We start from the raw sequence: 21,047 nt of genomic DNA on the forward strand, positions 1-21,047 counted from the left end.
ATTATGAATCCCTCGTTTCTTTTTTCCACCAATCACGGAATGATTGTTTCGCAGGTTTTGGAAAATCTCTACTTTCTGTCCATCCTTTTAATGGACCTGGTCCATTCGCAATATAACCATCTTTTGCAAATATTGATAAACCTGTATGTGCCATTTTAATCGCTTTCTCATAAATGAATGGATGACTCGCCATAAACGTGAAACCTTTAAAGGCAAGTTGCTCAAATTTCGTTATAAACCCTTGTTCCACGACATCTTTACGATGTTCAATGAGAAGGTCATGTAATGGGATTTTCACAGGGCAAACATCTGTACATGCTCCGCACAAACTTGATGCAAAAGGTAATTCTTTTAACTCTTCATATCCTTCTAATAAAGGCGCAAGTACTGCTCCAATTGGCCCGCTATAAACACTTCCATAAGCATGTCCTCCAATATTGCGATACACAGGACAAACATTTACACATGCTCCGCACCTTATACACTTTAATACTTCTTCATAAGCAGTTCCTAAAAAATCAGAACGGCCATTATCTAAAATAATTAAATGAAATTCTTCAGGTCCATCCATATCTTCATGTAAACGCGCCCCATTAATTCCAGTTACATAAGATGTAATCTTTTGGCCTGTAGCACTTCTTGTTAACATCGAAACGACTACATCAAGATCTTTCCATGTCGGAACAAGGCGTTCCATCCCCATAATCGCAATATGAACCTTTGGCAATGTCGTAGTAAGGCGAGCATTTCCTTCATTACTTATAAGAACAACTGATCCAGATTCCGCTACCGCAAAGTTACAACCGGAAATACCAATATCAGCTTCTAAAAACTCTTTACGCAATTGCTCCCTAGCAAATTGTAGTAATTGATTCGTATCAACTGGGATCTTTCTTCCTGCTTCCTTAGAAAAAAGCTCTGCTACTTGTTCCTTCGTCTTATGAATGGCCGGGGCGATTAAATGGGATGGCGTTTCTCCAGCTAATTGAATAATATACTCCCCAAGATCAGACTCTACTACTTTTACCCCCATCTCTTCTAAGTTTTTATTAAGATGTATTTCTTCTGAAACCATGGACTTTGACTTAATTACTGATCTCGCTCCTTTTTTTCTTACGATTTCAGAAACATATGATACAGCATCTTCTGCTTTGAAAGCGAAATGCACATGCCCCCCATTTTTCCGAACATTAGTAGCTAATTGTTCCAAATAACTATCTAAATTTCCGATTGTGTGCATCCGAATTTCAGATGCTGCCTCGCGCCATTCTTCCATATTCCCTAATTCCTGTGTAGCTTGTTCCCGTCCCATCCGAAGCCGATCTTGTGTAAACGGAACCGCGCTTCTCATCTGTGGATCTTGCAACGCTTTATCTACTCTTTTCAAAAAATCTAGTTCCCCCGCCACACTCATTTATTCAGCCCCTTCGCCAGTACTTCTGCTACATGTAACACTTGAATATTTTTATTTTTCCTACGCAATCTTCCCCCAATATTCATAAGACATCCCATATCTGCTCCAATTAAGAGATTTGCTTCTGTCGCCTCGATATGTTTTATTTTTTCATCAACCATCGTTTCAGAAATCGAGCTCATTTTCACTGCAAAAGTACCACCAAACCCGCAGCAATCTTGGCAATATGGTAATTCTTTTATGTCTAGACCTTCTACTTGCGATAATAACTTCAGTGGTTCCTCTTTAATCCCGAGCGCCCGACTCATATGACAAGATTGATGGAAAACAGCTTTCTCAACCAACTTAGATTTCCAATCATTTTTCCCAAGTACATTCACTAAAAAGTCCGTCAACTCATACGTTCTATCCGCTAAATGAACCGCTTTTTCATACCATTCACTATCACCTTTAAACATCTCTTTATAATAATGATGAACCATGCTAGCGCAAGAACCTGAAGGCGTCACAATATATTCACTATGTTCAAATGCTTTAATCATTTGCTTTGCTGCTAGTTTTGCATCTTCTTGATATCCACTATTGTAAGCTGGTTGTCCGCAACAAGTCTGTCCTTCAGGGAAATCTAGTTCCACTCCGCATTGATTCATAATTTCTACGACACTCTTACCTACTTGAGGAAAAAACACATCTGATAAACAAGTAATAAATAACGAGACTTTCATCAAAATCCCCCCTCAAAACGATATGATCTATTTTCAAGTTATTACTTTTTTGAATATTATTTTAAATTTTTAGAATTTTCTATTTTTAAAACTTTTTGTTTATGATATCATGTGGGAGATTATATGAAAACTATCTATAAGGTTGTTTTCCCATACAAAAATGGTATAGAAAGGGACTTTGACATGGATATAAGAAAACTTCGTTACTTTATTGTAATCGCTGAAGAAAAACAGCTTACCCGTGCTGCCCAACGACTTCATATGGCACAGCCACCTCTAAGTAGACAACTATCGCTACTAGAACAAGAATTATCAGTAAACCTCTTTGAAAGAAACGGCCGAAATATGCATTTGACTGAAGAAGGAAAAATTTTATATACGAAAGCAAAAAACATTATTCATCAATTAGAAGAAACTATTACGGAGATTAAAGATACCGGTGAAGGGCTAAGGGGCAAGCTATCTATTGGAGCATTTCATTCTTGCATTCCTTTTCTCTCTGAAAAAATACGCTATTTTCAAGATAACTATCCAAATGTGAACTTAAAAATATGGGAAGGTGGCCCTTCATACTTAATAGAGCAATTAGAAAATCGGCATATCGAACTCGCTATTTTGCGTACACCTTTTAATAAAGATGTTTTTTCTAGTATATGTTTATCAAAAGAACCTTTCGTATTAGTCATGCCTGCTAAATGGGAACTATATCATTCTCACCTCCCAATCCCTCTAACCGAATTAAGCCATATTCCCCTTTTACTTTTACATAAAGATAAAGAAAATAGCTATCATCAGCTCGTCATCGATGAATGCAAGCACCTTGGTATAACATTAAATATAGCATGTGAATGTCCTGACTCAGCATTTATTCTTATGCTTATCATGACTGGCATCGGTGCCTCTATCTTGCCGAAAAGTGCTGTATCTCATATCCCACAAGAATTTATAAAAATAGTAGATTTAATAGATTTCCCTTATGAGTCTGAATCATCAATTATATGGCTGAAAGATCGGAAGCTTTCTAAAAGAGCGCAACGATTTATAGAATGTACATAAATTAATTTTAGAGGTGTAGCGATGTATTTCTTCGATTTTTCACCACTATTACCTCGTTTATCAAATTATTTCTTCTATTATTATCATTGAACATGTTATAGGAGTCGCTTATGTGAATACGAGAATAGCTTATTAATCCTTCTAAACAAAAAAACAAAGACGCGAAGTCATAGAAGAGACTTCGCATCTTTGTTTTTTTAAAGAGATTTATATAAATAGAAATCCTCCGTAAGGTCTTTACCACGAGGGTCACACCTTACTGCTTTGTATCCCATTTTTCTAAATAGACGTAGAACAATACCCCATCCTCAGTATTATTTTGAAAATCGAATGATTAAACTGGATTTACTTATCTTTCTCCATATACTCTTTAATCTTTCGTTCTTCCCACTCTTTTCCGAATATCCCGAATGGAAAAGTTGTCAAACCATGTATAACGATACCAATCCCCCAGCCTGCAAGTGGATATAAAAACCATAATTTACTTGAATCAGAGCTTATATTTATAAAAAAAAGCATTAAGTTAACTAGTATATATAATGCTAAATGAATATAAAACGCTTTTAAATTCTCCACTCTTTTTTTAGCTCGTAAATAATTCTCATCTCGCTCCATATATAAACACCTCTTTCATTATTGTATTTTTTAAATTTACTCCGATTTAAACATCATATTCTAGTCAGGAATACCTTATTCTCAAAAAATACAAAACAAAAAAGTACCTAGCAAATAGTCATGTGTATGACCATTTGCTAGGTACTGAATAATCCATTTATTATTTACAGAAGTCTAATTAAGACCAAATCCAAACATCATCATTATTTTCAACGTTGCTCTTTACCTCATGAACTTTTTCAATATGGTCAACTGTGTTCCAGTTAATAGAACTTCCACCCCATCCCACATAATTCATATCAATTTTCACTTTCTCACCCGCATGAAATACTTGTCCCTTTGTTAAGAAAACATCAATAATCACTTTCTTCCCGTTTAGCGATGGATACTCCACTACGACATATTTAGTAGCACCGTCTCCCTCATCTTCCATCGTTTCTACTTTTGATACTTCACCAATTACATAATCAGGTGAGCCATCTTCTTTCATGTGCATGCCTAACTTATTTGTTGTATTTTCAATTGCAGTTGCAACCATATATTCTGTAAAATTACGCATCATAGATCCAGTAGCTTTTACTTCATCTCCTACTTTCACATTTGAAAATGAATCCATATATACACTAACAGGTTCTTCGTATTGCTTAGATTTTACGACAATTACACCGTTATCTACTTCTACTACTCGCCCTTCTAATGTTGAGAAATTCGATTCTATAGAAGCAGCACTCGCTTTTGTTAGTTCTAACCCTGGTAAATTCGTTCCTGATAATGCTGCGATTCCTAAAGCACCTGCTAAAATTAATTTTTTCATACCCATTATGAAACATCTCCATTCATGATGATTTTATTTTTGATTGGATACGACCAACCTGTAACTATTATAGTTACAGGTTGTAGAAAATAGCAACCCCCTTTCTTATGCAATGTTGCATACTGTACTTTTTAAATATACAACAAGAGGGCTTTAATTTAATTCAAAGCTAAAATAACCTTATGACCACGGTATAAAGAAATTAAGAACCACTTTCGGTCCTAAGGTTAACGAATAGCTTTATAAAAACTCAATCAAAATTTATTCAACTAGTTGAATAATGAACCATGTCGAATTTTATTTTCATAAAATTCAAATTTCAAGGAGGTTTTACAAAATATTACACAGAATTATTCGTATATCGTAATATATTTGGAATTTTTTTACGATTCGTTTCATTTTATCTACCACGTTTAGACAAAATGAAATAAAACAATAAAAAGGAGAGAGATAGATTGAAAAGAAAAATTAGTACAGCTGTTGTAGGGTTATCAGTGTTTAGCTTTGGTCTTTTTGGTGTAAATATTGGGGATGGCGGCGTTGTAAAAGCTGAGCACGGTGAAACTTTTGCTCCGAAATTAGAAAATCATGGTGACTACGGTGGCGCTCCTGCTTTCAATGTTGGGGATACTCCTGCTCCGAAATCAGTAAGCATTGGAGATGGCGGTGGCGCTCCTGCTTATGATCATGGCAGACCTCCTATTTCATCATACAATATAGGGGATACTTGGGCTCCTTCTTATACAAATACTCATGGAGAAGGAATGGCTCCTAAACAAGAGAGTCACGCTGACTTCTTTGCTCCTACGTTAGAAGCGCATGGTAATACTGGCGCTCCTGCTTTAAATGTTGGTGATACGCCGACTCCGAAGCTTGAGGGGCACGAACATTTCCCTGCTCCTAAACAAGAGACACATGCTGATTTAAGCTCAAAATTAGATTCACATGCGGATACTTGGGCTCCTGCATTAAACATTGGTGACACTGGTGGGGCTCCTAAACAAGAAGGACATACACATTTCCCTGCTCCAAAATTTGAAGCTCATGGCAATACTGGCGGTGCTCCTGCTAATTCTGAACATGGTACAGGTTGGTAAGTTAACAAAATTAAAAACAATCTATACTACTGTTCCTATATGTTTACAAGAAAACCATTCGATGTTATGTGGTTTTCAATTCTAAAAAATACACCTATTAACTAGGTGTATTTTATTTTATCTCTCTATCTAATAATTAAAGAATACTCCCCTAAAAACCCCAACAAAAAAACGAAGAAACTCCCTATACTTCAGACACTTAAAGTACCACGAACGTTACGATTTTTAGTGACACTCCGGATCCAATCCCACTTTCATCTCAAGTGCCTAAAGACGATAGCTTTCTTGTTCAGGAAAAGCTGTAACCTCTCCATTCATGATAATTTTATTTTTCGGATTGAATACGGCCAACTTATAATCATTACAGTTACAGATTGTAGAAAATATCAACCATCTTTCTTATACAATGATGCATACTGTACTTTTTAAATATAGATCGATTATTCCTATATTCAGCACTACTGCTAAATTCTTGCATCACAGCAGGTAAACAGATTGATGATGAAGAAACTAATGTCATGCATCATATTTTTCAATGTTACGTATAATCGTAGTCCATTACATTATGTAGGAGCGGAGTTAACATGTTAATAAAACCAAAGAGATTACAGGCAGGAGATGTTGTGGCAACAGTAAGTCCTTCATGGGGAGGAGCAGGTGATCCTGAAATAAGATGGCGATATGAGCAAGGGGTAAAGAGGTTAGAAGAAGTTTTCGGTCTTACGGTTGTTCCCATGCCAAATAGTTTAAAAGGTAGCGAATTCATTTATAACAACCCACAAGCTCGTGCGGAAGATTTAATGACAGCATTTAAAGATACGCGCGTGAAAGCAATTATTGCGAATATTGGCGGTGAAGATAGCATTCGCTTACTTCCTCATATAGATTTTAATGTAATACGTGAAAATCCGAAAATTTTTATGGGATACTCTGACGTTACTATTTCACATTTATTTTGTCATAAAGCAGGTCTTTCCTCTTTATACGGTCCGGCAATTTTGACCGACTTTGCTGAAAATGTAGAGATGGATCCATATACGGTTGAAATGGTAAATCGAACTCTCTTTTCCAATGAAGTGATTGGCGAAATTCAACCAGCTCATAAATGGACAAGTGAGCGTTTAGAATGGATCGAAATAAATAAGGATACAAGACGTACGATGCAGCAAAACAACGGGTATGAGTTACTTCAAGGCTCTACTACTGTACAAGGGCGTTTAATTGGTGGTTGCATTGAAGTACTAGAATTTGCAAAAGGAACGGAACTTTGGCCTGAGAAAAAACATTGGGAGGATAGTATTCTCTTCTTTGAAACTTCTGAAGATCATCCAGAACCAAGTTATATAAAGTATTGGTTACGAAATTATGCAGCGCAAGGCATTCTGCAAAAAGCAAAAGGTATCATTTTCGGTAAACCGAAAGATGAACAATACTATGAAGAATATAAAGATGAAATACTGAAAGTTATGAGAGAATATAACTTAGAAGATTTGCCGATTCTTTATAATTTAAATTTTGGCCATACTGAACCGAAGTTTATTTTACCTTACGGCGCAATGGCAGAAATTGATTGTGGAAATGGATCGTTCTCTATTTTAGAAAGTGGCGTGGAATGAATAAAATCACTCCTATGAGATATGAATGTGAACGGATACTTTTTAAAAGTATATAATTGGAGGGAGATTACGTGTATGGAAGTAACATTTACAGTAAGTAAATGGGATGAAAAACCAATTGATGATACAAAAAAAGATTTCCCTATTAATATTGCCCATGTTGAATATGATATTGATGGGGAATTAAAAGGAAAAGCTTTTGTTGAATACTTATTATATTATTTAGACTCAAATATAAATGATGGTCACTTGGCTACTGCTAAAATTTCTGGTTTTTTACACTTTGAAGGAATTTATAAAGGGCAACAAGGGACATTTACAGCTATAGAGCAAGGAATATTTGATAAAGGAAATTTAGATTCTCCAGGAACAATTATTAAAGCTACCGGTAACTTAGAAAACCTGAGAGGATCCTATCATTATCAGTTTGCAGGTCAAACTAGTAAACTAATTTTAGAGTTTGAATTTCAGCAAAATATCCTATAATTTAGTGGAAAGGACATTTCTTGTAATACTAGGAATGTCCTTAACTCTTTTAAAATAAGAAAAACCGAAACTAAAATCATTTCGGTTTTTCAAACTAATGAAGTCTATATTTATTTTAAAGAATGTACAAACAACCCACTGCGCAGTTTCGGTTCAAACCACGTTGATTTTGGTGGCATAACTTCTCCAGCGTCTGCGATTGCTAATAAAGATTCCATTGATGTCGGATATAGCGAGAACGCCGCTTTATATTCACCGCTATTTACAAGGCGTTCTAGTTCTTCTAATCCGCGGATTCCTCCGACAAAGTCGATACGTGAATCAGATCGCGGATCATGTATTTCAAGTACTTGGCTTAATAAGTGATCTTGCAGAATAGATACATCTAAACCTTTCACAAGATCATTCGCATCAAACGTTTCCTCTTTCACTGTGAGCTTATACCACTTCTCGTTCACATACATGCCAAATGTTTTTGGTTCATTTGGTTTATACGGAGATACAGATGCTTCTTCTACATAAAAGTACTGCGTAATTTGATTTAAAAACTGTTCCTCTGAAAAGCCATTTAAATCTTTCACAACTCGGTTATAGTCCCAAATTGATAATTCATCGTGAGGGAATAAAACTGATAGGAAGAAATTAAACTCCTCTTCTCCTGTGTAGTTCGGATATTGCTCTCTTCGCATGAGCCCTACTTTTGCAGCTGATGCCGAGCGGTGATGTCCATCTGCAATATAAAGATTAGGAATATCTTCAAATAAGTTTACTAAACTTGCAATTACTTCTTCATCATCTATTTTCCAAGCAATATGCCTAACGCCGTCTTCCGCTGTAAATGTATAGATTGGCGTATGTTCTGCTTTCCAGTTTGCGATGAAACGTTTCACTTCTTCTTTTGTACGATATGTTAAAAAGATAGGACCTGTATTTGCGTCACACACATCTACGTGGCGAATACGATCAAGTTCTTTTTCATGGCGCGTTCTTTCATGTTTTTTAATTGTATCGTCTTCATACTCATCAATAGATGTACAAACGACAAGACCGGACTGCGTTCTTCCTTGCATCGTCAGTTCATAAATGTATAACGCTGGCTCTTCGTCTTGAATGAACACTTCTTCTCGTATCAATCGATTTAAATTTTCACCCGCTTTTTCATATACGCGATCATCGTACGGTGAAAGCGCTGGGTCTAAATCAATTTCTGCTTTATCAACGTGTAAGAAAGAATACGGATTCCCTTTTACAACCTCTCTTGCTTCTTCACTATTTAATACGTCATATGGTAAAGCTGCAACTTGTGCTGCTTTTTCTTCTACTGGACGAATGGCCCGAAACGGTCGGATTTTTGCCACATTCCTCTCTCCTTTACACAATCATTCGAACGGCTACAACACCTGTAATTTTGCTTATATTTTCCACAATGTTCTCTTTTATTATATCATCAATTCCGTTATCAATATCAATCATCGTGTACGCCCAAGAATGTTTACTACGATTAATCATATCCGCAATATTTATATGATGTTCTGCTAAACATCCTGTAATTTGTCCTACCATGTTCGGAACGTTTTGATGCATGATTGTAATACGTTTCTTTCCGATATACGGCAATTCTACGTTTGGATAGTTGACTGAGTTACGAATATTTCCTGTCTCTAAATATTCACGTAATTGACGCGCTGCCATGACTGCACAATTTTCTTCTGATTCAGACGTAGATGCACCAAGGTGAGGCGTCGCAGTTACATTTTTCATCTTTATCACATTTTCATTTGGGAAGTCCGTTACGTAATGTGCAATAACATCTTCTTCTAACGCTTTTTGAAGAACCTTTTCATCTACAAGTTCACCTCTAGAAAAATTGAATAGACGCATCCCTTTTTTCATCTTCTCTACAGCGTGTTCACCAATAATCCCCTTCGTTTGATTCGTAAGAGGAATATGCAGTGTAATATAATCACACGTTGCAAAAATTTCATCTAAACTAAATGCTCTTTGCACATGTGTAGAAAGGCGCCAAGCTGTTTCAACTGAAATGTAAGGATCATATCCGACAACGTCCATCCCTAAAGCTAACGCATCGTTCGCAACTAAAGCACCAATTGCGCCAAGTCCGATAACACCTAGACGTTTCCCTGCAATCTCTGATCCAACGAATTGTTTTTTTCCTGATTCAACAAGCTGCGGTACTTCTTCACCTTCTAAATTTTTCGTCCAGCTTACTCCGTTAATAATGTTACGTGAAGACATAATAAGACTGGCGATAATAAGTTCCTTTACTGCATTAGCATTTGCCCCTGGCGTATTAAAGACTACAATCCCTTTTTCTGTACATCGCTCGACGGGAATATTATTTACACCAGCACCAGCTCTGGCAATCGCCTTTAAATCTTTTGAAAACTCTTCTTGATGTAAAGAATAGCTGCGAAGTAAAATACCGTCTGGGTGGTCCATTCTCTCCCCTACTTCATAGCGCTCTCCGCTAAGCACTTGCAAACCTTTTTCTGCAATTTGATTTAACGTTTGAACACGAAACATATCCCCATCTCCCTATCTATTCTCAAGCTCAAATTCCTTCATATAATTTACTAATTGCTGTACGCCGTGTGCTGGCATCGCATTATAAATACTTGCGCGCATACCACCGACTGAGCGATGTCCTTTTAGTGTAACAAGTCCTCGTTCTTTCGCTTTTTGTAAAAACTCACTGTTCAGCTCTTCTGACGGTGTTGTAAACGGGATGTTCATAAGTGATCGATACGTAGGATCAACTGGTGAAGTAAACAATTTTGATTCATCTAAGAAATTATAAAGTAGTGAAGATTTCATTCTATTTTGTTCTTCAATCGCAGATACTCCACCTTGCTCTTTCAGCCACTCTAGTACAAGTTTCGTTACGTAAATACTAAAGGACGGCGGTGTATTATATAAGGAGTTATTTTTACTGTAAGTTTCATAGTTTAACATCGTAGGACAAGAGCGATCTGCTCCCCCAATTAAATCTCTTTTTATAATTGCAATCGTTAAGCCTGCTGGCCCTAAATTCTTTTGCGCTCCCGCATATATAAGACCAAACTTCGAAACATCATATCGTTCTGATAAAATATTTGAGGACATATCCGCAACGAGCGGTACTTTATCTACATGTGGAATGTCCACATACTTCGTTCCCTCAATTGTATTGTTCGTTGTAATATGTACATAATCTAGTTTTTCATCGCCTAGTAAACCATCCAGTTTAGGAATTGTAGTAAACTTCTCATTTTCAGAAGAAGCAATCACTTGCACTTCTCCTACTTTTTCAGCTTCTTGCATCGCCTTTTTAGACCATGAGCCAGTCAATATATATCCTGCTTTTTTATACGTATTCATTACATTCAGCGGTATCATAGAAAATTGTAATGACGCACCGCCTTGTAAAAACAATACTTCATACTCATCAGGAATGTTCATTAATTCACGAAGTAAGCTACTCGCTTCCTCTATAATACTTTGAAAATAAGAAGATCGATGACTCATTTCCATAATAGACATGCCTGTCCCGTTATAATTTACTAGCTCCTTTTGCACTTTCTCTAAAACTGGCAAAGGGAGTATTGATGGTCCTGCTGAAAAATTATACACTCTTTCCATCACCCGGATGACCTCCCTATTTCTCATTTTGGTATTTTTTAAACTTTCTGAATTATAACCCACAATACAAGACATGGTCAATTTGTTTTCTATTATTACGGCGTAAGACGCAATGGAATCGCTTGCAAGTGCCAATGTTTTTATAAACACATAAAAAAGTGTTAAGTACATAATCGTACTTAACACTCTAGTAATAAAGTATAATTGCTAATTGTCCGTAAAGAACCGATCAAAAATTTGATAAATTGCAGAAAGACCAATGAGCCAATAAATAGTGTCCACAAGCGCCGGCATAGAACCAAACCATTTCTCAACTACATTGTAATCTAACGCTACAAATAACCAATTCAAACCGCCAAGAATCACCAAAATTACTGTAAGGTAAGACAAAAATTTCATTATGATTGCCCCCTAGGTGATAAGATGGTGAAAGGCCTTTCACTAGAAATATATGTGCCAAACTTTAAAACTTACCTATTTTATAAAAATTATTTTCGGTACCAGCCGTTAATAACTGCCGCCGTTTCTTGACTATGTATTTGATACGCATGCGTACTATCATTAGAACCAATAAACCAAATTGAAAAACCTTTAAAATATGGCTTTGGTTCTAATACGTCACGGTAAGCGCGCCATCCGTTTAATTGTACGTCTTTTGAAAACACATTAGAAACATCTGGATTCCACGGATTTTGCAAGCCTAGTTCACGCGCTGGAACGTTAAATCCGCCAAAATAAACCGGTTTTCCTGTTGCTTTATGTAATTGTTCTAGTTGTTGAACAACATTTTGTCCACGGTTATACACTGTCGTCGCAAATAAACTTTGCTTCACTTCTTCGTATGATGGATTTCTTTTTTCCGAAACTTCAAACCAACTATCGATACTAACAATGTCTACCTTCTTTAAATACGGACGATTTATTTTCTCAACAAACTTCGCTTCATATGAAGGATCCCAGCTTGCTGTTAACCACCAATTCATTTGATACAAAACATTTCCTTTATACTGCTGGCGAACAAAATCAATCGTATCGCTCCAATATCCTTCTGCATATTCCATATTCACGAAATTAGAAGCAATCTTGAGCCCGTACACATTGTATTTACTTGTAATCGAGTTAAAGATGTCTTGCAAAATAACCGTTTTCCAATTCCAGAAGAAATCATTAATATTACTTGGATTCCATTCCGTTTCTCCAACATTTCCTTGCTGAATATATGGGAACGGTTCTACTATAACTTGAATATTACGCTTTAATAATTCTTGAATTAAAATAATAGCCTGTTGCTTTTGCGCTTGATTAATTACCATGTTCGTAGAAGTCACATTCGGAATATCTACCTGAATCGGTACATTTACTGTATTTAAATTTAAGCGCTCTACATCAGCTAACACTTTCGCTACATTTCCAACTTCCCATACCGTTACATTTCCTGATTTAATTTTTCCAGATTGAACAGTATTTACATCTGCCTGTACATTTCCTTGAAAACAAAAAGAAAACAGCATAATAAACACTCCTAAAAAACTTATTAAACTCTTATTTTTCTTCACAACTTTCCCCCTATAATTTTTGGCTTTCTTGATTATTTTATACAACGTTTCATATATATTCCACAAAAAACCCAATAAATTTTTATTGATAAAATGCTATTCATCCCTTATTCACATTTTATTCACATTAAGTTCCCAAAAATAGTAAGATAAATAAAAAAGGAACGGATTTCCGCTCCTTTTTTATCTTTTTACGATTATCAATCCATTTCCCTTTTAGGCTCTACCAACATAATGTAGGATTCCTTTTCAGTGAACGGTTTATGCTCAACGCCCCTCGGGACAATAAACATCTCGCCTTTAGAAATTTTCACCTGTCCATCACGAAAATCGATGAACATCTCCCCTTCAAGCACAATAAATAGCTTATCTGTATTAGGATGCTCATGCCATATAAAATCTCCATTAGCTTTAAAAAGCTGAATTTGATCGTCATTCATTTCACTAATCACTTGTGGATACCAATAATCGTTAATTTTAGATAACTCGTCATTTAGTTTAATAGGTTGGTAATGGATAATGATCCCTCCTCATTTTCAACTTCCACTATATTACAGTAATCTAAGTAAAAAAGTCGTTATTACGCTTAAAAAGAAAATGCTCAGGCCAGAACTTTTCATTCAGATAGTACAAAGGAGTGATTTCAATGAAAGTACTTTCAATCTAATGTTTCCTTTAACTCTCCATAAGTATAGAACAGTGATTTTCAAATAAGAATGGACCTCTGTTGACATTAGTATGGATTATTGATGAACTTCTCGCGATATTTAGTAGGCGAAATGCCAACTCGCTTCTTGAAAACTCTACTAAAATAAAAAGGGTCTGCGATTCCAACAGCCTGCGCAATTTGTTGTACAGGCACACCACTTGTACATAACATTTTTTGAGCCATCTTTATACGATAGTTCAATAAATATTCTGCTGGCCCCATACCTGCATGCTTTCTAAACACGTAAGAAAGACGATTTCGATTAACATTATTTTGTTCTGTAAGCGTATTTATTGTAATATCTTTATAATAGTATTTATGAACGTAACTAGATATTCGTTCGAATAAAGTATGCGATTCATAGTTGTTTTCTCTATTGACAACACTTAATAAAGCTTCATTCAACGCTTCGCGAAACAGCATTTCAGTCTGAAACATCGAAATGCCTCCTCGCTGATTATACACATCCCAAAGACGCATAAGTAATTCGACAAGACGAGGAGATTGCCCTGTTAACAATTCAAAATGCTGATGAGTAAAGCCAGAGTCTTCTCGTTCTGAATTGCTTATCCGATATAAAACAAGAATATATTCCCAGTTTATTTCACCAAGCATTTTATGGGCTAATGTCATTTTTGCACCCCCATGTATAACTTTTCCTGGGGAAAGGATATACGGCGTACCATTAAATTGAAATTGCGTCTTCCCTGTAAGTGGAAATACAAATCCTGGGAAAGAATCTGTAGACTCAGCACAAGGCACACCTGGATTTTTAGCATAACGATATACTCCTTCTACTCGGAAAGGAGTATTGGCAAGATACTCTGCTAACTCATTCACGTCCAACTTCACAATGCAAGCCTCATTTCAATTATAGTTTTCTTGTAATTCGTGAGATTAATTGGTGTACATTCTGGGCAACGCTAAACTAAAAATAGTACATACGACTTAACAACATCTAGTTATTAACCTATAAATATATTGTTTTTCATTTATTGACAAAAATATCCTCCCTATATTATTGATAATGATTTTCATTGTAGTTTGATAAAAAAACATTTGTCAAGTTGGATGGCCTAGAAAAATGATGAAACAAGGGGTACAGAGGAACAGTTCTGTTGCAAATAATATCTGGTCTTTGTTAACTAATTCCCCTTAAAACTGGAATGATCATGTTAATAGTTGTAATGGCTTTATTAGTTACAGCACTTGCAGCATGTAGAAATAATCGTAATCCTGAAGAGGTTGCTACAGCGTATTTCGAATATGGAAACAGCCTACTATCCAATTAAATGATAGTAGGCTGGCTGTTAAAATGATTTAAGAACTGGGTTATGTTCTAAATGATAAGATTTCATTATCAAAAAGATTATTACTAGTCCTCTCCACAAACAAAAACACTCTATCACTTCGGCTCCAAATTTAACACCTTCCCTTCTATCCCCTCCGTATTCAATGTAGTCGTATGATACGTGCCATTTACCCAATCATCTATTTGATCATGATACCAATCACTTCTAAAATGTCCTGATTGTCCTGGTCCTACAATATGATAACCGTTTGACATATCTTTCGTATCAATAACGAATCGCCAAGAAGCTCCGTGATTGACAATACCGTTATCTCCGTAACTCGCCGCTTGAACGGTAACTTGACTTCCGCCAATTGGAACTGGTTTCTCACGATTAAATGCAAGTAGTGCTAACATACTAGATGATTTTGAAATTGGATGTGTAAAAGCAAGTTGATGGTAATCGCCCCACTTCCACTCTGTAACATCGGGCCCATATTCCTTCTGTAATTTCTTTATTACATTCTCGTACGATGTATGCACAACTTTTGTGAAGCCCCCGTATTTCTTAAACCAAGCGCTATTTTCTCCTGCTACTTCTTTTCGAATCAATTCATCCACAACTTGTGACTTCCCTTCAAATAACTCCATCACATCTTTCGGAATTTCTTTTGAAAATAACGTATTTGAAATCTCTTTCATTAATAGATGGAATATTAACGGTGCCGATTCATCTTTACTATCGTAAAAATTCCACTTCGTTAATTGTTTTACGCCCTCTTTCTCTACTTCATTTAAAGATGCTTTATTTAACTCTTTTAAAAATATAGGAGCAAACTCTTTCCCGTATAAATTTTTTTGATCCATCTGTAACTCTTCTAAATCTTTCACTGTATATTTTTCCTTCTCTTGTAAAAACTCTTGAATACGCATTTGCCTATATGGCTGCGCCCACGTATTACTAATATGGTACGGATAATTATCATCTACAATTTTATTATTCGCAGTTGAAATAAACCCTTGTTTTGGATTGATTACTTTTGGAAGTTGATCATACGGGATATACCCTTCCCATTCATATTCATCTGTCCATCCTGGCACAGGCAGACTACCATCACCTTTTTTACGCACTGGTATATTTCCATTTGCTTTATAAGCAATTGTGCCGTCGTTTGATGCAAATACAAAATTTTGAGTTGGTGTATGAAAATCTTGCAGTGCCGTTTCAAACTCATTCCAGTCTTTCGCCTTATTCATATTTAATACAGCCTTTAATTCAGCGGAAGGCTCCAAAGCAGTCCATTTCAAAGCAAATACTGTTTTCGTCTTCTCTTTCCCTTTATCCGCAAACTCTGAAATGACTGGGCCATGCCTCGTAACTGTAACATTATACGGAATTGTTTTCCCGCCTTTTACTTTAATAGATTCATCCACAACGGTAGCTTTTTCCCACTTATCGTTATACAGAAATTCATTTTCATTATTAGGATTTCTCTTCTCAATATATAAATCTTGCACATCAGGACCTGTATTCGTAACGCCCCATGCTATTTTGTCATTGTGCCCTAATATAACCCCTGGTACGCCAGCGAAAATAACGCCACTCACATGTAAATCTTTCATTTCAAGTTTCGATTGATACCAAATAGAAGGTGTCGCAAGAGATAAATGAGGATCATCCGCTAAAATCGGCTTACCAGACGCACTCTTCTCACCGCTTATAACCCAGTTATTACTACCATTAAACTCTGGTGGAATGATTGTTTTTGCAAAACTTTGTGCAACATTCACATTTGTATTCTCGAGTTCAGCTAGCAATCTAGGCGCATCTTTCGGATATGTAGGAAATAACTCATTTGCTTGCTCTTTCGGCAAATTTTTCAGCGCCCAATATCGAAATGCCTGTCCATGCCAATGTCCGCCTAAATCAAACGCCATATACTTTCCAATTGTTAATGTATCAACAATAGACCATTCAGCAGGTTCGTAGCCTAATATAGTAAACTCAACCGGCAATTTCTTTTCCTCTTTTGCCTCGCGTATAAAAGCGTTCACCCCATCAGCAAATGACTGCAGAGCAAATTTTGCTTCTCCATCATATTGGCTAACAGACGCTTCGGCTGCTCGCCGTAAACCGAGTGTTCGAAACAACTTATCTCGGTCAACAGCTGCTTCCCCCACAACTTCACTTAACATCCCAGAAGCTTGCCTTCTACTTAAATCCATTTGAAATAATCGATCTTGCGCTTGTACATACCCTTGCGAAAAATATAAATCATGTGCATTTTCCGCTTTAATATGTGGTACTCCTTTACTATCTCGCTTTACCGTAACAGCACGTTGTAAATCCTCTAGTTTTATCGTTCCATCTATCTTTGGCACAGATTTCAGCGTATATATGTTCAAAAAAATCGCTGTACATATAACTAACAAAAGGACGATACTACTAGACCAAATGAAAATTTTCTTACCCCTAGTTCGTTTCTTTTTTATAACAACTTCCATATAACCCCTCCTTTCTCAAACTATTCGCTTCTATTTTGAAAGAACCTTTTTGAAAAGTTGAAAACCCCCTTCATTTTCCTACAAATGAAGGGGGAATTTTTATCGTTTATTACGCCAGCTTTCATTATGACCAAGATTTGAATCGGTCGCTAATTGTACATCATATAATATTTCACTAAAGAAATACGTATCTACTTCTTTTGGCACAATGCGTCTTTTATCATCAATTTCATCGTATTCATATGAACCACGATTCACTGTACCTGCTTTATAAAATTCAATATCATACACACATATATCTTCTTCATCTTCATAGCCAATCGGCGCTCCGCTAAATGACAGTTGTGCCCCTAATCCAGTGCGAGTATCTTCTTTATAAAACGTATAATACACACCGCCATCTTGAACTGATCCGCGAATCCATCCAAGTTTCGTCATCTTACCGAATAACGAGCGACCATTTAATAAAATACCACCAAACCTCTCAACAGTAACCTTATCATTTTCCTCTACTACAAACACTGGACGTTCCATTTGTAAGAACGGCTGGACAATCTTAGAATGTTCCAGTTGCTCTTTCCACAATTCCTTTTCCGTTTCGGATAATTCTAACGGATGAATGAAACCAATCACGGTTCCAGACGAAAATTCATGATTCTCTCCTATCACCGAATAAAACGTACCATCCTCCGCATAACGGAACATTTCCAGTAACTTTCCTTCCGTATATTCACCCCAAATAAGTGAAGTTGCAAATTGCTTCATAATTGGATTCTCCAGAAATAGCGCCTTCCACGAATCGTATGACCAATAGCGCTTTCTTGATAGAGCAGCTTCCAAACGTTGTTTCTGCATGGAAAGAGCACTTCGAAGCTCTTTCTTTAAAGTGGATACCTCTCTCTTAGCTAATTCAGCTTTTTCTATATCATCTTTTGCATTCGGCTTTGGAAGTGACTTCATACGTTTCCCTTCTTCTGTCTCTAATTCAATTTTTGACTCTGCAGTTAATATGGCCGTAAAACACCTATTCCCAAAATCAATCTCCTTCTCACCACGTATATTGAAACCAAGATTTGGTACCAGTTGATCTTCCAGCTCCTCTTCCGTTATACTACGTGTTTTTGCAGCGAGACTTAGTGCTTCTTTTGCCGCATTACGCACTTGTTTATGTTTATATTTAAAGGCCATTGCATGAATAGACATAAGTGCAAGCTTAGATGAGGACAAGCCTAAAGCCCGAACAGCATCAGCTGCAATTTTCCCTCGCATATCGAGCACCCATTCATCGATTTGCTTTTTCAGTATGCCGACCATTTTGTCATCACTATATATTCCATATAACGAAAGAATACCGCGTTTCTTCACATCTGCATCTTGAGAAATCCATGTTTGATATATTTCTTGCACACATTCTTTCAAGTCCTGTTCATTTAAAGTACTCCCAATCGCTTCAACTTCTTCTTTCTTCTCGATAACAGAATCTGAAATGTACTGCCGCAAATAAGCTAATGGAATTGTAGCATCGGCAATTTCATTAGAATGACGAAGACGGATTTGTGGTTCATCCCCAATCAATTGCAGAAGTGAATTTCTTTTTTGTTCCGTTACGATACGGCCACAAAGTTCTTCTATATTTTCTGCGCTTCTCCCCACTTCAAGTAATGGAGCAAATTTCTCGGCCAAAGAGGCATTCTTCTTATCTTGCAAAGCTTCCTGTACAAGTTCTGTATATTTTTCGATCTTATACTCTATAAGCAGTTTCATCACATTTTCACGAACAATTTTCTTTTTATTATGAAGTTCCAGCGCTACATCCTCCGCAGCTTCTACATCTCTTGAAAGAAGTTTAATTACAGACTCACGCATTTTTTTAGATGAATCCCCTAAAGTTTTAATTAAAATGGGACGCATTTTAATCATGTTATCCTTTGCTAACTCTTCTAAAATATATGCTTTGGCAACAGCAGAATACTCATCAAACTGTTCAATTATATACGCTTGTTCTTTTACAATGACATGAACAAGCGCTTCCTTCGCCTCATTTCTCTCTTCACTGTAGCATGCAGCTTGTTCAACTGCATAGGCAATCAGCTTTTCCTTACTTAGCCCATACGAAAGAAGTTCTTCTAATACTTGTTTCGGTTCTATCCCTCTGACAGAGCATTCGTAAAGAAGTTCATATAAATTAACACTATATACATCTCCAAATTGCAAGGTAAGTGCCGCTTCTCTTTTTGCTACATCATCTATATCCCAAAGAAGTACAACTTCTAAAACTGGCATATCCCAATACATATTTCTATATTTCGGGTTTGTAAGTATTTGCTTCATTTCATCAAATGACAATTTCCCGAGTAAATAATCACGATACGTATCCCGCACCGTAGACAACTTAAGTTGCAAAGCAGCGATAAAAAATTCTTCTCGCATTCTCCCTCTATTTAACTCATGTCCTTTTTCAGCTAACGTTCGTGCGATTATGAGGTAATTACTTTTACTTATATACTGCAAAGTACGTTGAACAAATTCAGGATTTTCTTCCGCCACGGAGCATAACATTTCATATTCATACGCTTTACAAAATTCTTCATTATTTAAATCATGTTGCCTCAGGCGGTGCGCAAAGAATCTTTCCTCAGAAATCCAAAACTGTTTACAAAAACTTTGAATTTCATTATAGGTTTTCTTATTTACACTCCCTGTTCGTTTATAGTTTTGGGGCTGATTGAGAGTTTGACACACGTAACACGTAGCATGATTTATAAACCCCCACACGTTTTTCTTTGCTAATATTTCCACATATCGCCTCGCAACGTTTGAATACTTATGGACATGAAATAACAGTCGCCAAATATAGTCCGGTAAATTTCCACCTAAAAATAATTCCCTATCACTTTCATCTTTTATATATCTTTCAGTTGCTTCAATCTTTTCCTTTTCCCCATTCAAATTCAAAATAAATTCAGCATGTTCTTTTAATCTCTCTTCCAATAAAGAGCTATACGTATGGAACCTCTCATAATCTACTTCAAACATTACGAGAAGTAGTGATAGTTGTTGCTTATTTAGTAAAGTATGTAATTGTCTCTCTATATAGTTCGGATTCTCTTTTGTTAACTCTTTCAGAAAACTATACGCCTCATTCACATAACTAGAGATATTAGTTAAATATTTACATGCAATGACTACAAGTTGATCCAATGGAAGTGCACTTTTTTCTAAATAAACCTTCATATTAGAAAAATCTACATATTTAAACCTTATTATAAGAACATTTAACAACTGCTCCCCTAACAAGTAATAGAATAATCGTAAGAAAGCTGGATCTTGCTTATGCACTTTCCTAAAATCATTTATAAACCGCTCAGCAAAATCGCCTCTTCTTTGATCTCGAATTGTCGTTAATTGAATATCTTTCAAAATCTCTTCTTCTTTTGTTTGTAAATATAGCAGTGATAATTGTTCCTGTTTTTCTGTCATATGAATATATTGAAATAACCGAGTTGTATTTGTAGTCAAACTTT

Annotated in this window: 17 protein-coding genes; 4 read left to right on the forward strand and 13 right to left on the reverse strand. The window is 36.2% G+C overall.

The genetic code is table 11. The features are described 5' to 3' along the window. Position 1: 1 nt before the first annotated feature. Both PDQ40_RS08665 and PDQ40_RS08670 read right to left on the reverse strand, forming a co-directional pair. Positions 2-1,414 carry a LutB/LldF family L-lactate oxidation iron-sulfur protein gene (locus tag PDQ40_RS08665; protein ID WP_000109347.1) on the reverse strand — a complete coding sequence of 471 codons (1,413 nt, stop codon included), beginning with the start codon at positions 1,412-1,414 and terminating at the stop codon, positions 2-4. Beyond that, positions 1,411-2,139 carry a (Fe-S)-binding protein gene (locus tag PDQ40_RS08670; protein WP_000868790.1) on the reverse strand — a complete coding sequence of 243 codons (729 nt, stop codon included), beginning with the start codon at positions 2,137-2,139 and terminating at the stop codon, positions 1,411-1,413. The genes PDQ40_RS08665 and PDQ40_RS08670 overlap by 4 nt, the downstream gene beginning before the upstream one ends. A gap of 183 nt (positions 2,140-2,322) precedes the next feature. Between PDQ40_RS08670 and PDQ40_RS08675 the strand changes: the two genes are divergently transcribed. Then, positions 2,323-3,195, forward strand: coding sequence for a LysR family transcriptional regulator (locus tag PDQ40_RS08675; RefSeq protein ID WP_001997873.1), 873 nt, complete (start codon positions 2,323-2,325; stop codon positions 3,193-3,195). A 345-nt stretch (positions 3,196-3,540) separates the two neighbouring features. On the opposite strand, the gene PDQ40_RS08680 is transcribed toward PDQ40_RS08675, so the two are convergent. Further along, the gene (locus PDQ40_RS08680; RefSeq protein ID WP_000438991.1) at positions 3,541-3,810 is read right to left on the reverse strand and encodes a 2TM domain-containing protein; all 270 of its coding nucleotides are present in this window, start codon (positions 3,808-3,810) and stop codon (positions 3,541-3,543) included. 178 nt (positions 3,811-3,988) lie between these two features. After that, on the reverse strand, positions 3,989-4,630 hold the full coding sequence (locus PDQ40_RS08685; RefSeq protein ID WP_000525516.1) for a F0F1 ATP synthase subunit alpha: 642 nt from the start codon (positions 4,628-4,630) through the stop codon (positions 3,989-3,991). Positions 4,631-5,079: 449 nt separating this feature from the next. Between PDQ40_RS08685 and PDQ40_RS08690 the strand changes: the two genes are divergently transcribed. The 3 genes from PDQ40_RS08690 to PDQ40_RS08700 all read left to right on the forward strand — a co-directional run bounded on the left by PDQ40_RS08690 (position 5,080) and on the right by PDQ40_RS08700 (position 7,823). After that, complete coding sequence (locus tag PDQ40_RS08690; protein ID WP_000823366.1) at positions 5,080-5,721, forward strand: hypothetical protein; 642 nt, start codon at positions 5,080-5,082, stop codon at positions 5,719-5,721. A 584-nt stretch (positions 5,722-6,305) separates the two neighbouring features. Then, a complete protein-coding gene (locus PDQ40_RS08695) occupies positions 6,306-7,337 on the forward strand; it encodes a S66 family peptidase (RefSeq protein ID WP_270691375.1) in 1,032 nt (343 codons plus the stop codon). Between the two features lie 75 nt (positions 7,338-7,412). Further along, a complete protein-coding gene (locus PDQ40_RS08700) occupies positions 7,413-7,823 on the forward strand; it encodes a DUF3224 domain-containing protein (RefSeq protein ID WP_000454098.1) in 411 nt (136 codons plus the stop codon). Between the two features lie 110 nt (positions 7,824-7,933). Here the strand turns inward: PDQ40_RS08700 and PDQ40_RS08705 are convergent, their stop codons facing one another. The 9 genes from PDQ40_RS08705 to PDQ40_RS08745 all read right to left on the reverse strand — a co-directional run bounded on the left by PDQ40_RS08705 (position 7,934) and on the right by PDQ40_RS08745 (position 21,042). Beyond that, entirely contained in the window at positions 7,934-9,181 is a 1,248-nt protein-coding gene (locus tag PDQ40_RS08705; RefSeq protein WP_001063063.1) for a DUF1015 domain-containing protein, read from the reverse strand. Between the two features lie 13 nt (positions 9,182-9,194). Beyond that, entirely contained in the window at positions 9,195-10,367 is a 1,173-nt protein-coding gene (locus PDQ40_RS08710; RefSeq protein WP_000490260.1) for a 3-phosphoglycerate dehydrogenase family protein, read from the reverse strand. 12 nt (positions 10,368-10,379) lie between these two features. Beyond that, positions 10,380-11,462, reverse strand: coding sequence for a 3-phosphoserine/phosphohydroxythreonine transaminase (gene serC / locus PDQ40_RS08715; RefSeq protein WP_000442944.1), 1,083 nt, complete (start codon positions 11,460-11,462; stop codon positions 10,380-10,382). Between the two features lie 207 nt (positions 11,463-11,669). Then, positions 11,670-11,861 carry a DUF378 domain-containing protein gene (locus tag PDQ40_RS08720; protein ID WP_000670803.1) on the reverse strand — a complete coding sequence of 64 codons (192 nt, stop codon included), beginning with the start codon at positions 11,859-11,861 and terminating at the stop codon, positions 11,670-11,672. Between the two features lie 89 nt (positions 11,862-11,950). Continuing rightward, the gene (locus PDQ40_RS08725; RefSeq protein WP_000739777.1) at positions 11,951-13,018 is read right to left on the reverse strand and encodes a glycoside hydrolase family 113; all 1,068 of its coding nucleotides are present in this window, start codon (positions 13,016-13,018) and stop codon (positions 11,951-11,953) included. Positions 13,019-13,218: 200 nt separating this feature from the next. Continuing rightward, positions 13,219-13,458: a cupin domain-containing protein gene (locus PDQ40_RS08730; protein WP_142289304.1), complete on the reverse strand. Its 240-nt coding sequence runs from the start codon at positions 13,456-13,458 to the stop codon at positions 13,219-13,221. 293 nt (positions 13,459-13,751) lie between these two features. Beyond that, complete coding sequence (locus tag PDQ40_RS08735) at positions 13,752-14,579, reverse strand: helix-turn-helix transcriptional regulator (RefSeq protein WP_000762809.1); 828 nt, start codon at positions 14,577-14,579, stop codon at positions 13,752-13,754. A 553-nt stretch (positions 14,580-15,132) separates the two neighbouring features. Next, positions 15,133-17,523, reverse strand: a complete 2,391-nt coding sequence (locus PDQ40_RS08740) for a penicillin acylase family protein (protein ID WP_098946596.1) — start codon at positions 17,521-17,523, stop codon at positions 15,133-15,135. A 99-nt stretch (positions 17,524-17,622) separates the two neighbouring features. After that, positions 17,623-21,042, reverse strand: a complete 3,420-nt coding sequence (locus tag PDQ40_RS08745) for a DUF4132 domain-containing protein (RefSeq protein ID WP_270691376.1) — start codon at positions 21,040-21,042, stop codon at positions 17,623-17,625. Positions 21,043-21,047: the final 5 nt, after the last annotated feature.

The sequence above is a fragment of the Bacillus cereus group sp. Bc061 genome (genome assembly GCF_027715825.1).
Classification (GTDB): Bacteria; Bacillota; Bacilli; order Bacillales; family Bacillaceae_G; genus Bacillus_A; species Bacillus_A paranthracis.